Annotated in this window: 12 protein-coding genes and 1 pseudogene; 11 read left to right on the top strand and 2 right to left on the bottom strand. The window is 62.8% G+C overall.

Annotated elements, in window-relative coordinates:
- The first annotated feature begins 7 nt into the window (after positions 1-7).
- Together LFT43_RS14630 and LFT43_RS14625 are read left to right on the top strand one after the other, a co-directional pair.
- On the top strand, positions 8-1,498 hold the full coding sequence (locus LFT43_RS14630; RefSeq protein ID WP_395797932.1) for an NAD-dependent succinate-semialdehyde dehydrogenase: 1,491 nt from the start codon (positions 8-10) through the stop codon (positions 1,496-1,498).
- Positions 1,499-1,592: 94 nt separating this feature from the next.
- Positions 1,593-3,107 (top strand): MFS transporter, encoded by a 1,515-nt coding sequence (locus LFT43_RS14625; RefSeq protein ID WP_395797930.1) that lies wholly within the window; start codon positions 1,593-1,595, stop codon positions 3,105-3,107.
- Here LFT43_RS14625 and LFT43_RS14620 read toward each other — a convergent pair.
- Complete coding sequence (locus LFT43_RS14620) at positions 3,001-3,507, bottom strand: DUF6069 family protein (RefSeq protein WP_395797928.1); 507 nt, start codon at positions 3,505-3,507, stop codon at positions 3,001-3,003. The two genes, LFT43_RS14625 and LFT43_RS14620, sit on opposite strands and share 107 nt — an antisense overlap.
- An 85-nt stretch (positions 3,508-3,592) precedes the next feature.
- Here LFT43_RS14620 and LFT43_RS14615 point away from each other — a divergent pair, with 85 nt between their 5' ends.
- The 4 genes and pseudogenes from LFT43_RS14615 (at position 3,593) to LFT43_RS14600 (ending at position 7,018) form a co-directional block, all read left to right on the top strand.
- Positions 3,593-4,075, top strand: a complete 483-nt coding sequence (locus LFT43_RS14615; protein ID WP_395797926.1) for a MarR family winged helix-turn-helix transcriptional regulator — start codon at positions 3,593-3,595, stop codon at positions 4,073-4,075.
- A 246-nt stretch (positions 4,076-4,321) separates the two neighbouring features.
- Positions 4,322-4,693 carry a hypothetical protein gene (locus tag LFT43_RS14610; protein WP_395797924.1) on the top strand — a complete coding sequence of 124 codons (372 nt, stop codon included), beginning with the start codon at positions 4,322-4,324 and terminating at the stop codon, positions 4,691-4,693.
- A gap of 120 nt (positions 4,694-4,813) precedes the next feature.
- Positions 4,814-5,705, top strand: a pseudogene (locus LFT43_RS14605) (transposase); the annotation flags it as partial.
- 839 nt (positions 5,706-6,544) lie between these two features.
- Positions 6,545-7,018 (top strand): DUF805 domain-containing protein, encoded by a 474-nt coding sequence (locus LFT43_RS14600; protein WP_395797922.1) that lies wholly within the window; start codon positions 6,545-6,547, stop codon positions 7,016-7,018.
- Between the two features lie 87 nt (positions 7,019-7,105).
- Here the strand turns inward: LFT43_RS14600 and LFT43_RS14595 are convergent, their stop codons facing one another.
- Positions 7,106-8,158: a LacI family DNA-binding transcriptional regulator gene (locus tag LFT43_RS14595; RefSeq protein ID WP_395797920.1), complete on the bottom strand. Its 1,053-nt coding sequence runs from the start codon at positions 8,156-8,158 to the stop codon at positions 7,106-7,108.
- 226 nt (positions 8,159-8,384) lie between these two features.
- Between LFT43_RS14595 and LFT43_RS14590 the strand changes: the two genes are divergently transcribed.
- The 5 genes from LFT43_RS14590 to LFT43_RS14570 all read left to right on the top strand — a co-directional run bounded on the left by LFT43_RS14590 (position 8,385) and on the right by LFT43_RS14570 (position 13,740).
- Entirely contained in the window at positions 8,385-9,749 is a 1,365-nt protein-coding gene (locus tag LFT43_RS14590) for an ABC transporter substrate-binding protein (RefSeq protein ID WP_395797918.1), read from the top strand.
- Positions 9,746-10,717 (top strand): carbohydrate ABC transporter permease, encoded by a 972-nt coding sequence (locus tag LFT43_RS14585; RefSeq protein WP_395797916.1) that lies wholly within the window; start codon positions 9,746-9,748, stop codon positions 10,715-10,717. The genes LFT43_RS14590 and LFT43_RS14585 overlap by 4 nt, the downstream gene beginning before the upstream one ends.
- Before the next feature lie 71 nt (positions 10,718-10,788).
- Positions 10,789-11,664 (top strand): carbohydrate ABC transporter permease, encoded by an 876-nt coding sequence (locus LFT43_RS14580; RefSeq protein WP_395803109.1) that lies wholly within the window; start codon positions 10,789-10,791, stop codon positions 11,662-11,664.
- A 49-nt stretch (positions 11,665-11,713) separates the two neighbouring features.
- Entirely contained in the window at positions 11,714-12,559 is an 846-nt protein-coding gene (locus tag LFT43_RS14575) for a sugar phosphate isomerase/epimerase family protein (protein ID WP_395797914.1), read from the top strand.
- The gene (locus LFT43_RS14570; RefSeq protein ID WP_395797912.1) at positions 12,556-13,740 is read left to right on the top strand and encodes a Gfo/Idh/MocA family protein; all 1,185 of its coding nucleotides are present in this window, start codon (positions 12,556-12,558) and stop codon (positions 13,738-13,740) included. The genes LFT43_RS14575 and LFT43_RS14570 overlap by 4 nt, the downstream gene beginning before the upstream one ends.
- Positions 13,741-13,856 lie beyond the last annotated feature (116 nt).

Raw genomic sequence — 13,856 nt, 5'->3', positions numbered from 1 at the left:
ATTCCCCATGACAGCCCAGACCACATCCCCCCGTACTTCCCAGCAGGCATTGGAGGCGATCGCCAAGGTCAGCACCGGTCTGTTCATCGACGGAGAATGGGCGGAGGCCGCTTCCGGCGCGCGCTTCGACGTCGTGAATCCCGCCACCGAGGAGGTCATCGCCACCGTGGCCGACGGCGGTCCCGAGGACGCGCGGCGGGCCATCGAAACTGCTGGCCGCGTGCAGAAGGAATGGGCGAGGACCTCACCGCGGGAGCGGAGCGAAATCCTCCGCCGCGCCTACGATCTGATCATGGCCCGCCAGGACGAACTGGCCCTCATCATGACCACCGAGATGGGCAAGCCGTTCGCGGAGGCCAAGGGCGAGGTGGCTTACGCGGCCGAGTTCTTCCGCTGGTTCTCCGAAGAGGCAGTCCGCATCGGTGGCGACCTTACTACCACCGGCGACGGCAAGAACCGGATCCTCGTTTCCAAGGAGCCCGTGGGCCCGTGCGTGCTGGTCACGCCGTGGAACTTCCCGCTGGCAATGGGCACGCGCAAGATCGGCCCTGCTATCGCGGCCGGCTGCACCATGGTGTTCAAGCCCGCCAACTTGACGCCGCTGTCCTCCCTGGCACTCGTGGACATCCTCATCGAGGCGGGGCTGCCCAAGGGCGTGCTCAACGTTGTCTGCACCACCAAGGCCTCGGACGTCGTGTCACCGTGGATGTCCAGCGGGATCGCCCGCAAGGTCAGCTTCACCGGTTCCACCGAGGTTGGCGTGCGGCTTCTCCAGCAGGCATCGCAGCACGTCATGCGCTCTTCGATGGAACTGGGCGGCAACGCACCTTTCATCGTGTTCGAAGACGCCGATCTGGACCGCGCCGTGGAAGGGGCTGTGGCTGCGAAGATGCGCAATATGGGCGAGGCCTGCACTGCGGCGAACCGCCTGTTTGTCCAGCGTCCCATTGCCGACGAGTTTGCCCGCCGCCTCGCTGCCCGCCTGGAATCGCTTTCGCTGGGCGACGGCGCGGAGGCCGGGACCGACGTCGGGCCCCTGGTGGAAGAGAAAGCACTGATCAAGGTGCAGGAGCTGGTGGACGACGCCGTGTCCAAGGGTGCGACGGTGATTTGCGGTGGCTCCCGCCCGGAGCGTCCCGGCTATTTCTACTCGCCCACCGTACTGTCCGGCGTGAGCCCGGAATCGGATCTGATGAGCCAGGAGATCTTCGGTCCGGTGGCCCCCGTGGTGCCGTTCGACACGGAGGAGGAAGTGACCCGGCTGGCCAACGACACGCCGTGGGGGCTGGTGGGCTACCTGTTCACGCAGGACGTGGACCGCGGCTTCCGCATGGGGGACGCGCTCGAGGTGGGCATGGTGGGCCTCAACACCGGCATTGTCTCCAACCCCGCTGCGCCGTTTGGCGGCATCAAGGCCTCGGGCCTGGGCCGCGAAGGCGGACGCGTGGGCATCGAGGAATTCCTGGAGACCAAGTACATGGCCGTTCCGCGGGCATGATTTACCATTTTGTGGTGCGGGTCACCCTGCCTCCCGGCGTCGGAAGAAAATCCCCGGCGCTCCAGAAAACTATCTCCGAAAGAAGGGGCAAGCTGTGATCAGCACGCAACCGCTCCGTAACGGGCACGACGAGCCAAAGGCGGCTCCGGGCTCGGAGCCGCGCACTGTAGAGGGCCGGAAGACGCTTCACCGCTCCATTCTCGGCTCTGCGCTCGGGAACGCCGTCGAATGGTTCGACTACGGCGTCTACGGCTATCTGACCATCTACATGGCCGTGAACTTTTTTGGATCGCAAAAGGGCGACGGCGGCCTGGGGGTCACTCTGACGCTTGCCACCTTGGCGCTGTCCTTCCTTGTGAGGCCGTTGGGGGGCCTCATTCTCGGACCGCTGGGCGACAAGGTTGGCCGGCAAAAGGTCATGGTTCTCACCGTGACCCTCATGACGCTTGCCACAGGATGCATCGGCCTGCTGCCGACCAATGGCACCGTTGGATTCGTTGCGCCCGTCCTGCTGCTGCTTTGCCGGCTTGTCCAAGGGTTCTCCGCGGGCGGCGAGTACGGCGGAGCGGCCGTCTACATGGCCGAATCGGCGCCGGACCGCCGCCGCGGCTTCCTCGGCTCCTTCCTGGAATTCGGGACCACGGTGGGGTTCATGCTCGCCGCGATCGTCTGCACCTCGCTCATCGCCATGGTGGGGGACCAAGGCATGCAAGATGGCTGGTGGCGGTTGCCGTTCCTGCTGACCATTCCGCTGGGCCTCACGGCGCTGTGGATCAGGACGCGCCTGGTTGAGGCGCCGGTGTTCTCCGAGGCTTCCGCCCACCGGGAGACCATGCGTTCGCCGTTGCGGCACGTGCTGGCGCACAACTGGCGGCAGATCCTGGTCCTCTCAGGATTCGTGGTCCTACTCAACGTGGCTTTCTACCTAATCCTGGGGTACATGCCGACGTATCTGAGCGGCCAGCTGGGCCACAGCGCCGCACAGGGAAACTGGATGCTGGTGGTCACCATGGGCCTGATGTTGCTTGCGATTCCGCCAGTGGGTGCCCTGTCCGACCGCATTGGGCGTAAGCCGCTGCTGATCGTAGCGTCGGCCGGCTATGCGTTGCTGTCCGTACCGGCGGTCATGCTCCTTGGCCTGAACAACCTCGTGTTGCAGTTCGTCGGCCTGGCTGTGCTCGGTCTCCTGTTGGTGATTCTGGTGTCGTCCGTATCGTCCACGCTTCCGGCGTTGTTCCCGACTGCCGTGCGCTATACCGGCTTCGCGATTGCCTACAACTTTTCGACCGCATTCTTCGCCGGGCCGTCCCAGACGGTTGCCAACCAACTGATCGAGACGACGGGGAACCAGCTGGTCCCGGGCTGGTACATGGCGATAGCCGGGGTGATCGGGTTCATCAGCATTCTGTGCATGCGTGAGACGTCACAGGCCTCGCTGCGCGGCGAGGAACTGCCCGGCGCCCCGGAGTCGCTCGGGTTCCCGAAGCCCGGGTTTGTGCGGCTCAACCTGCAGGATGCCGAACAGCGCCGCTCGACGTTCCAGGCCAGCTGGCGTGCTCAGCTGCCTTCCCAGGTTCCCGGGGCCCGGTCCAGCGCGGGAGACTGGTGACCAGAACGGCAGCCACGACCAGGTGCATCAGGGCCAATGCCGCTTTCACGCCGACTGTTGTCCCAGCGGTCAGCGGTCCTGCGAGGGAGAGGAGCAGGACAGCCATCGCTGTCGCCTTCCATAGCGTCCGGCCGTTCCTGAAGGTTCGGGTCAATGTCGCGAGCAAGCCCCAGCCGACCAGTCCGGCACCGGCGGCGGTCGCTGCAACCGCCGCCGGGGTGACGACCTGGATGGGCGTCGGGCCGAAAGAAACGGTCAGTGGGGCGCCCAGGACCGGCACGGCGATGGCCCACACGGCCAGTGCGCCAGCCGCCGCAAGGATGATGAAGCCCGCCGAGCGTGTCGCGCGGGAGCACAGGATGATTGATTTCCTGCGGTGCTGGATGAGGGTCGTTTCCACGGCGATCTCCCTGGCTTGGGATATGATTAGGTGTCTAACTATCCGATAAAGTTAGCTGTCTAACTATTTTCTCGCAAGGGGATCCATGGACTACGAGCAGGCCCACGCCCTGAATCGGGCGATCCGAACCATTGGGATGCGTCACCGCGCCTTGGCCGGGTCGGTGCTCCATCAGGTCGGGCTCACCGTCGGGCAGGAAGCCTTGATCATGGACCTGGCCGAGCATGGACCCAGAACGCAGGCCCAGCTCGCCGCGGCGGCAGGCTGCGAGCCGCCCACGGTCACCTCGGCCGTGAAGAGGCTGGAAGCGCTGAACCTGGTTGCCCGGCGCCCGTCCATGCTGGACGGGCGCGCCAATGTCGTGGAACTCACCGGGCTCGGACGGGATCTACTGCAGGATCTCTCGGCTGCCTGGATCCGGCTGGCGGAGTCCAGCACGGCCGGGCTCTCCCGCACCGGCGTCGAGGATCTGATCGACGCCCTGACCGACCTCGCACGCAGCCTCGGCTCCGCCCCGGACTACCTCGCAGGGGCATCGAGCACACCTAATGCACGCTGGCGCGCATGAACCGAATCGGGTTGACTTTGCGATTGTTGGGTTTCCGAATCGACCGCCGCCTGTGATGGCCCCGGGGCGCTGAGCGTTCACCACGCGGAGGCAAGCTGCGGAGAGCATGTTCTGGGTTTCGACGGGGTATCCCATGACATTGGGGTCGCCGCGACTCGGAATGGTTCGGTGTATGGTTCAGTGCGCGGTGCTTGGGAGATGGCGGCGCGGAAGTCCACTGCTGGGCAGGTGGCGTTCAAGGAGAGCATGTTCTGGGGCACGATCGAGCCCCACGAGCACCTCTCGATTATCGGCGACAAGGCAAAAGTTGAATGCTTCGCTCCTGTCGTGCCCGAGCACTGGCCCGGCCACGAAGACGTTCCCACCGAAATCGTGCTCAGCCCGCGAAATCCGCTGAACCCCGTGCGGAAGGCCATCCAAGTGGACGAGAAGGTCCTGGCCGCCGGCGGTCACCACGGCTCGACATGTTATGAGCACCTCGGTTTCTGCAGCGCGGTCCTCGGCGAATCCGCGGAGCTAACCGTCCAGGACGGCCTTCGTGCCGTCCGGATGGGACTGGCCGCGGAACAGTCAGTACGCGTAGGCAGGGCAGTCGAGCTGAACAGGCCAAGGGTGTAGCCTCGGTCTTTCATGGGGCGTCGCCGCCGGGGCGTGTTTGAACGACGAAAGGTGCTCCTGAACTGGGAAAATGTTGTCACCACACATCATTTCCTAGGCAATTCAAGGAGCACCTTTCTGGTGAACAAGTCTACCGGCTGGTACCCGTCTGTCCGTGTTGATTCCACCGGCGCCGGGGCGGTGTCCCAGGCCGGCGGGCTCGTGCTGACCGAAACAATCCGGGCGACGGGGTTGATGGCCGGGTTGTCCGCGGCGCTTGGGCCGTGGCGCAAGCCGTTCGCCCTGCACGATCCGGGCAAGATCCTCACCGACCAGGCCCTGTCGCTGGCCACCGGCGGGGACTGCCTGGCCGATGTCGACCGGCTCCGGACCCAGCCGGAGGTCTACGGTGTGGTTGCCTCGGATCCGACAATCAGCCGCCTGGTGAAAGTGCTCGCCACGGTCAACCCGGCCAAGGCACTGTCCGCGATCAACAAGGCACGCGCCGAAGCCCGCGCCCGGGCCTGGAAAGCTGCCGGGGACGCCTCGCCCCTGCACGGCGCCGACGTCTCGAACCCGGTCGTGATCGACATTGATGCCACGCTCCTGACCGCCCATTCGGACAAGGAGCACGCCCGTCCGACGTGGAAGAAAGGCTACGGCTTCCATCCGCCGGCAGCGTTCATCGACCACGGCGCCGAAGGCACCGGTGAACCCCTGGCCGTGATCCTGCGACCGGGCAATGCCGGATCAAACACCGCCGCCGACCACATCCAGATCGTCAAGGACGCACTGAAACAACTCCCGGCCGCACACCGGTCCGGGCGGAAGATCATGATCCGCACAGACTCCGCCGGCGGCACCCGCGAGTTCCTGCGCTGGCTCGCTCGAACTCTCCGCATGGCCCAAGGGCCTTCGGGTCATCGTCCGCAAGGAAGTCCCGCACCCCGGGGCGCAGCTGCGGATCACCGACATCGACGGGATGCGCTACACCGCGTTCGCGACAAACCAGGCCCGCGGCCAGCTCGCGGACTCGGGGCCGGGATCTTCGAGATAGCCGGCAAGATCAGCCGCCACGCCAGTCAAGTCACCGTGCATCTGGCCGTCCCTGACCCCGAAACAACCCTGCTGACAAAAGGCCTCACCAGGCTCAGCACCATCACCCCGCCATAACCGGCAACCGAGCCAGAGAACCGCGAATCGAAGGAAGTAGGAGCAGCATCCCGGGAGGCAGTGGAACCTTCCGCGCCCAGCCGCCATGGTCAGCGGGCACCCTGTCGCACCCTCATGCAAAAATCAAACCCAGTCAGGCAGCCGGTAAGCCCTGACCCCGCCGAAATCCCGCCCATGAAAGATCGAGGGTAGCCCCCGGTTGTAGCCAACATAAATAGCCCGAGCCTTTATCTCAAGACTCCTGCGAGCCTGGATCTTGGCCCATGTCCGCCACACGTTTACCCCACGGAAACGATGAAAAGCGATGAGATATCAGCGACCTTGCGAAGCAAGAAAAACGCCTAAATTCCGCGGATTACCAAGCCAACACCTGCGTTTGGCAGACAACAAAATGTGCCCTTCCGTGAGAAGAGGTCAGGAGTTCGAATCTCCTTAGCTCCACATATTTCAAGGGATTTTGTGGCTCGAGCGCTCTCGACATATATCCCGCTTAAAGTCTCGGCTTTCCAGCACAATCACCGGGCCTGGTGGCGGTGAAGGGAAAAAGAGCGCGGACAAAGGACCGGCGACCGGCACGTCCTTTCAAAAAGATGAACGCAATATTCCGACACGCCGCTGGAATTTCACCTACAGGACAACTTTGCAGGTGGTTTAGGGCCCTACGATAAATCGTCATCACTCGTCTATAGAGGAGATCCATTGTCTTACCAGCAGCAACAGACCGTCCCGGCCGGCAGCGCCGTCCCGCTTTGGGCCCCGTACTATGGTGCGCCCATCGGTGAGGCCGCACGCCGGTTCTTCAAGAAATACGCCACCTTCACCGGCCGCGCCAGCCGCAGCGAATACTGGTGGTGGACCCTCATCGCCGCTGTCGTGAGCATCGTGCTGAACATCATCATGTCGGTGGCCGGCTCCGCTGGCGCTACCGTCAGCGACTCCGGAACGATGGTTCCGGGTCCCGGCGCGATCGTCGGCGTCATCCTCTTGGTCATCTGGGGCCTTGCCGTCATCGTCCCGTCCCTGGCCCTCGTCGTCCGCCGCCTGCACGATGCGAACTTCAGCGGCTGGATGATTCTTATCGGCCTTGTTCCGTTCCTCGGTGGACTGGCCCTGCTTATCTTCATGTTCCTTCCGCCTAAGCCGGAGGGCCAGCGGTTCGACGTCCCCGCCTAGCGTCAAAGCGGAGCCATACTAAAGGCCACCGGCATCACGCCGGTGGCCTTTAGTTGTGCCGCATGTGTCGAATGCGTAGGGGACGGTTCAGGTCGTTGGCCGGAAGGCAGTTGGCCGTAAGAGAGGGCCGGTGGACGCACGGATGGTCAGATGAGTGGGTAGCTCGACCTTCATGCGAAGTTGGGACTGGCCATGGCGCAGCCTGCTGACGAGCATGTCGGTTGCGACCCGTCCAGCTTGTTCGATCGGGGCGGTAAGGGTGGTCAGGGGCGGTTGGCAGAAATCGGCTCCGAAGATGTCATCGCATCCCACGACGCTTATCTCATCGGGGACGTCGGTGCCGCGTTCCCTGAGCCGGACGAGGACGCCGATGGCGACCAGGTCGTTGAAGGCAATGCAGGCGGTGGCGCCGCTGTTGAGCAAGGTGTCGGCGGCGGCGGCGCCGGACCGTTTACTGGGGTGATAGGGTCCGAGGCGGCGGATGGTGATGCCCAGTGACTCGGATCTCTCCTGCAGCGCGTCCCATCGCCGGCCGTCTGACCAGGAGTTCGGCGGGCCGGCGATGTACGCAATATCCCTATGGCCAAGTGAAAACAGGTGCTCCATGGCCTGCTGGACCCCGGAGGCGGTGTCAATGATGACGCTGGGGACGCCAGGGGTGCTGCGGTTTATGGTCACGAGGGGTGATTTGGCGGCAGCGCTGATGAGCTGTTCGTCGCTGAGCCGGGTGGCGGGAAGAATGAAGCCGACCGCAGAGCTTCGGAACTCTTCCAGGTATGTTGCTTCCAGCTCGACATCCTCTTCGGTGTCGACGAGCAGTTGCGTGTAGCCGGCAGTCTTGAGTTGGTGCTGCGTGCTGCGGATGAAGTCAAAGAAGTACGGGTTTGTGATGTCTGGAACCAGGACGGCAACGGCGCCTGACCTGCCCGGGGCCGTACTTCTGGGATAGGCAGAGGGGACGTATCCCAGTTCATGCGCCGCTGCTTCGATGCGTTCCCTCGTCGCCTGGTTGACTCGGTGCGGTTGAGTCAAAGCCCGCGACACCGTTGAGGCGGCCACACCACTGAGAGCGGCCACATCTCTAATGGTCGGTCCCCGACCCAGCGGGCTGGCTCCAGGGCTGGCCTCGCTAATGCTCATAGTGCCCCCTCGTGGCCACGCAATGCGTTCTTGGACTCCATAATCTCTCATCTGCGAAGCTCCCTCCTATCTGTGACGGCGCAATCCTCGAAAGCAACAATGGCAATTTATGGCAACCGTTGCGCATGTTGCAGCAACTGTCATAGTGTTCCAGCTAACATCCGGCCTGTCTGGCTGGTTCCCCCGAAGATCTCGGGGCGACTCAACGAGGAGCACGAAAAGACATATGAACAACTCAAGGACCCGACTTTTTGGCGCGGTCGTTCTCATTTCGCTGGGAGCGTTGGCCGTGTCTGGATGTGGCGCCGACAACAACTCAGCAAGCGCAGGCGGCGCAGTCAACGGCCAGGGCAAGACGCTGGACGTCCTGGTCGGTGCCAACACAAACAAGGCCGAGCAGTTCAAGGCCTGGCAGACTCACATTGCCGAGGCTTTCAAGAAGCAGACCGGCGCCGACTTGAAATTCGAAACGTTCGCTAACGCCAACGATGAGCTTTCCAAGATCCAAACCTCCGTTGTCGCGGGCCAGGGCCCGGACGTCTACGCGGTGGGTACAACCTTCACGCCGACGGCATATTCGACGGACGCTTTCGTGAAGTTTGACTCCAAAATGTGGGACAAGGTAGGCGGCCGTGACCGTTTTGTTCCGGCGACCTTGGGAATTTCCGGTCCCGACGCCCAGAACGAAGTGGGTGTGCCATTTACATCCAGGCCTTATGTTCTGGCCTACAACACCGAACTGTTCAAGCAGGCCGGGTTGGATAAGCCGGCGAGTACTTGGGACGGGCTTCTGGACCAGGCCAAAAAGCTGACCACGGGATCCACGTACGGATTCGCGACAGGATACGCCGACAACTACACGCCGTGGAAGTTTGCATGGACCATGGCGAACCAGTCCGGCAACCCCCTGGTGGATGGAAAGACGGCCCGCGTCGATGACCCGGCAGTTCTCAAGGCATACCAGACATACTTTGGCTGGTTGACCAAGGACAAGGTTGTCAACCCGGCCGCAGTAGGGTGGAACGACACCCAGGCCGCAGCGGACTTCGCAGCGGGCAAGTCTGCGATGATGTTGATGACCACCGCATCATCAAAAGTCACGTTCGATGCCTCCGCGGTAAAGGGCAAATACGCCTACGCCGTGATGCCGACCGTACCGCCCGGACAGGCTTCCGCGCCCTCTGGTGGCCAGCCGGTCAGCTCCATCATTTCCGGCGACAACCTAGTGGTCGCCAGGTACTCGGAGAACCAAGACCTCGCAGCCGCGTACATCAAACTGCTCACCAGCGAAGACGAGCAGATCAATTACAACAAGCTGTTTGGGGATCTTCCCACCAACGCCACGGCGGCAAAGAAGGTCCAGGACGCTGATCCGTCGCTGTCACCGATCATTGATTCGGCATCAAAGGCCAAGACCACTCCGTTCACCGGCGCATGGGGCGACATCCAGTTGGCGCTGACCAACGTAGTCGTTCAGGCCCGCCCCGATCTTGGCAATGGCAGCGTCAGTGAGGCCACGCTCAAGGCTTCGCTTGCCAAGGCCCAGAAGGACGCCCAAGCCTCCCTTGACAGGGCGTCGGCAAGCAAGTGAGCATCACGATAAAAAAAGACGCCGCCCTGCGGCGCGCCCCGGAGCTTGGCGGGCAACCGCCCGCCAAGCGCCGGCGGACTGTGAGCGAACGAAACCGTCCGCTGTGGATGCTCACCCCCGGTGCGCTTCTGATCGGCCTGATTATTATCGTTCCCCTGATCCTGGGCATCTACATCGCGATGCTGCAACTGGATCAGTACACCATCCGTAAGTGGATCAGTGCCCCTTTCGTAGGATTGAACAACTTCGTCGAAGCGTTCACATCCACGGATCTGGTCCACGCCTTCGGCAACAGCGTCGGTTTCTCGGTGATCGCCACCGTAATCACGGTACCGATAGGTATTTACGCCGCATTGGCGACCCAGAATGCCTATCGTGGCAGGTCGTTGGTGCGCTCGATGTTCCTGATCCCCTACGTCCTTCCCTCATTCGTAGTGGGAAGTTTCTGGCGCACGATGCTGCAGCACGACGGCATCATCAACAAGGCACTGACCGGGTTGGGACTCCCTGCCGGCCAATGGCTCACCGGTCCGGCCAGCTTCTGGGTCCTGATCCTGGTCGAGGTGTGGGCTGCGTGGCCCTTTATCTACCTGATGGCACTGTCGGGCCTTCAATCCGTGGACCAGGAAGTCCACGAGGCCGCGGCGATCGACGGCGCCCTGTGGTGGACCAAGCTGCGCTACGTGATCTTTCCCTATCTGCGCGGGCCGGTCGCCTTGGCATGCCTCATCGCGACCCTCCACCACATGAACAATTTCTCCCTTGCCTTTTTGCTGTTCGGCGTCCCGGCACCGTTTGACGTGCAGGTACTGCCTACCCTCGTGTACAGCATGAGCTTCACCAGCCTGCGGTTCGGCATGGGGGCGGCTATGGCCCTCATCTCGCTTCTGCTGATCGCGATACCGCTCTACTTCTACCTCAAAGCCGTACGACTCGACACCGGCACCGACGCGGGGGGCAAGAAATGAGCAACCAGACTTCCGACGTCGTCAATGAAGTCCCGCTGGAGGCTTCCAAGGCGCTTCCCCCAAAAACCGCGATGCGAAAGACCGGTCGGCAGACTGCCGCCGTTTACCGCCTGCTGCCGACCCCTTTGCTGGCTGGAGGCACCATCGTGCTGTGCGCGATGGTCGCAATTCCCCTGCTCTATATCGTGTTCTCGTCCATGAATTCGGATGTGGAAGTGGCCCGTGGGGCATACTTCCCAACGGAATTCACCCTGGCCAACTACACGAAAATCTGGAGCACCCTGCCTTTGGGGAATGGCCTCCTGAACAGCGTCATGATCGCCGGGCTGGTCGCGGTCGTCTCCTCCTTGCTGGGCATCATCACCGCTTACGTACTTGTGCGGTTCGAGTTCGTCGGTCGGATCACCATCCTGCGGGGGCTCATCGGCCTGCAAAGTGTTCCAGGCGGCCTGCTCTTGCTCCCCGTGTTCGTTCTCTTCGCGTCAGCGGGCAACTATCTGGGGATTACCGTCATCGGCACGTACTGGGGTCTTTTCCTTGCCTACTTGACCTTTGCGCTACCTTTCTCGACTTGGGTCATGGTCACGTACCTGCGGGGTCTGCCCAAGGAACTTGAGGAAGCGGCACGCATTGATGGCGCCTCCTCCCTCGGGGTGCTCTTCCGAATCATCTTTCCGCTCAGCTGGCCCGGACTGGTCGTCTCCGGCGTCTTTTCCTTCTTGCTCGGCTGGAACGATGTCATGTTCGCTTCGGTCCTGACCCGCCCCAACACGCAGACCGTTGCGGTTGTGCTGCAGATATTCGGCTCCTCCGCGGAAGGTGGAGCGCTGCCCCTCTACGGCCAGATGATGGCAGCCTCCCTGGTCTGCGCTGCTCCGGTCGTCATCCTCTACTTGATTTTCCAGCGATTCCTCGTCGGCGGCATGACCGCCGGCGGAGTCAAATAGACCCGGCACACAGGCTGCCACCATGTATCACCGCCAAGGAGAAAACGACGTGACCGTCAAGCAAACCCAGTGGACATTGTCCGGATTCGGCGACGAAATAAGTCCGGACCCGCTGATCCAAATTGCCGTTCTGCAAGCTTTGGGCGCGAACCATATCGAAGTACGCAGCGCCTGGGGCACCAACATCGTTGAACTGTCCGAAGAAGACCTGACCCGGTTGGACCTGATCCTGCGGGAACAAGGCATGGGCGTGTCGGCTATCGCCTCTCCCATCGGGAAGGTCGACGTCACCATCCCTGTCACAGCCGAACTGGACCGCCTCCGCAAGGCGATCCATGCGGCTAAGGTCCTCGGCACACGCTACATCCGGATCTTCTCCTTCTACCGGGCAGAAGGCACGGGTCCCGAAGAGGTCCGCGACGCCGTCATGGACCGCATGCGCGCCCTTGCTGCAGAGGCACAGGCACACGACGTCGTACTGCTCCATGAGAACGAAAAGGACATCTACGGCGACACCCCCGAGCGTGTCTTGGACATCATCACTACCGTCCATTCGCCGGCCCTGAGGGTTGCTTGGGACGCCGCGAACTTCGTTCAAGTAGGGGTCAAACCCTTCAGCGAGGCCTACGACATGCTCCGCCCCTATCTGGAATACCTTCAGGTAAAAGATGCCCGCGCCGATGACCGCCTCGTGATGCCGGCAGGGGAAGGCGACGGAGAACTTCGCGAAACCATCAAGGCATTGAAGGAAGATGGCTTCGAAGGATTCGCCTCCCTGGAACCTCACCTGGCAAACACCCACCACCTCGGAGGATTCTCCGGACCCGCCGCGTTCGGAGTTGCCGGGCGCGCCTTCAACCGCCTCCTCGAAGAAGCCGGAGTGGGGACCAAATGACCAACGCCAACACAGTGGGCACGCCTGGACCCCGTTTGCGCACCGCCATCGTCGGTTGTGGAGTCATCGGGCGCCAGCATGCCCAGGTGGTCACTGCCAACGGGGACCTGGAGCTCGTCGCCCTCATCGATGTAGTGGAGTCAGCCGCGACCGGGTTGGCCGACACGGTTGAGAATCAGTCACACAAGCCGGGCCCCGCGACTTTCGCAACCCTCGCCGCTGCACTGAGGAACTCGGACATCGACCTTGTCGCCATCTGCACACCGAGCGGGCTGCACTCCGACCTGGCCGTCGAGGCACTAAGGGCCGGCAAGCACGTCATTATCGAAAAGCCGATCGACGTGGACTTGCCCAGCGCCAGGCGCGTTGCGGAAGCAGCGGCAGCCGCGACCGGGCAGGTCACCTCGGTGATAAGCCAGCACCGCTTCGACCCGGCCAGCGTTGCTGTTGCCAGCGCGGTCAAGTCGGGCCGCTTCGGCAAGATCACATCTGGCGTGGCTTCGCTGGCTTGGTGGCGGGCCCAGAACTACTACGACTCCGGCCAGTGGAGGGGCACCTGGGAGCTCGACGGCGGCGGAGCCGTGATGAATCAAGGCGTCCACAGCGTGGACCTGCTTCTTTGGTTCATGGGAACTCCCGTCCAGATCCAGGCCCATACCGCGCTTCTGGCTCACGAGCGCATTGAAGTCGAAGACACGGCAGTTGCAACTGTGCGTTTCGCCTCGGGTGCGTTGGCAGTGATCCACTGCACCACTGCGGCTTACCCCGGGCTCACTGCCCGGATCCAGGTCCACGGCGAGCGAGGATCTGCAGTGGTAGACAATGACCGGCTGCAGTACTTCCACGCCGCCGACAACGCGCCTGCAGGAGAGTCGGGATCCTCCTATGGCTTGGCCGGGGGCGGGAACCAGGCCGAACTTGAGGTTGGGGTGCACGACGCATCAGCAAACACAAAGGGAGCTGACGACCTGCAGACCGCGCACCAGAAGCAGTACGCAGACGTCGTGCAAGCCATACGCACCGGAAAAGAACCCCGGGTAGGAGTCAGCGAGGCAACGGCGGCCCTGGCCACAGTGCGGGCCCTGTACGTTTCGGCAACCCTCGGAACGGCGGTGCACTTTGAAGACGTCCTGGCGGGCAAGTATGACGATGTCACCGTTCAGACGGGCGGCGACGCCTAGGCGCTAGGCGAAGAGGGGGCCACGGATGCCCGGTCCCTGTGCTGGTGCCACGCGCGGCACCAGCACAGGGACCGTCATTTCGCCGGAATGCAGAGTTGCCAACTTTTGGCAATCGG

Source organism: Arthrobacter sp. FW306-04-A (assembly GCF_044358315.1).
Taxonomy (GTDB): domain Bacteria; phylum Actinomycetota; class Actinomycetes; order Actinomycetales; family Micrococcaceae; genus Arthrobacter.
The sequence above is the reverse complement of the archived record's forward strand: the minus strand, read 5'-3'. Positions and strand labels throughout refer to the sequence as shown.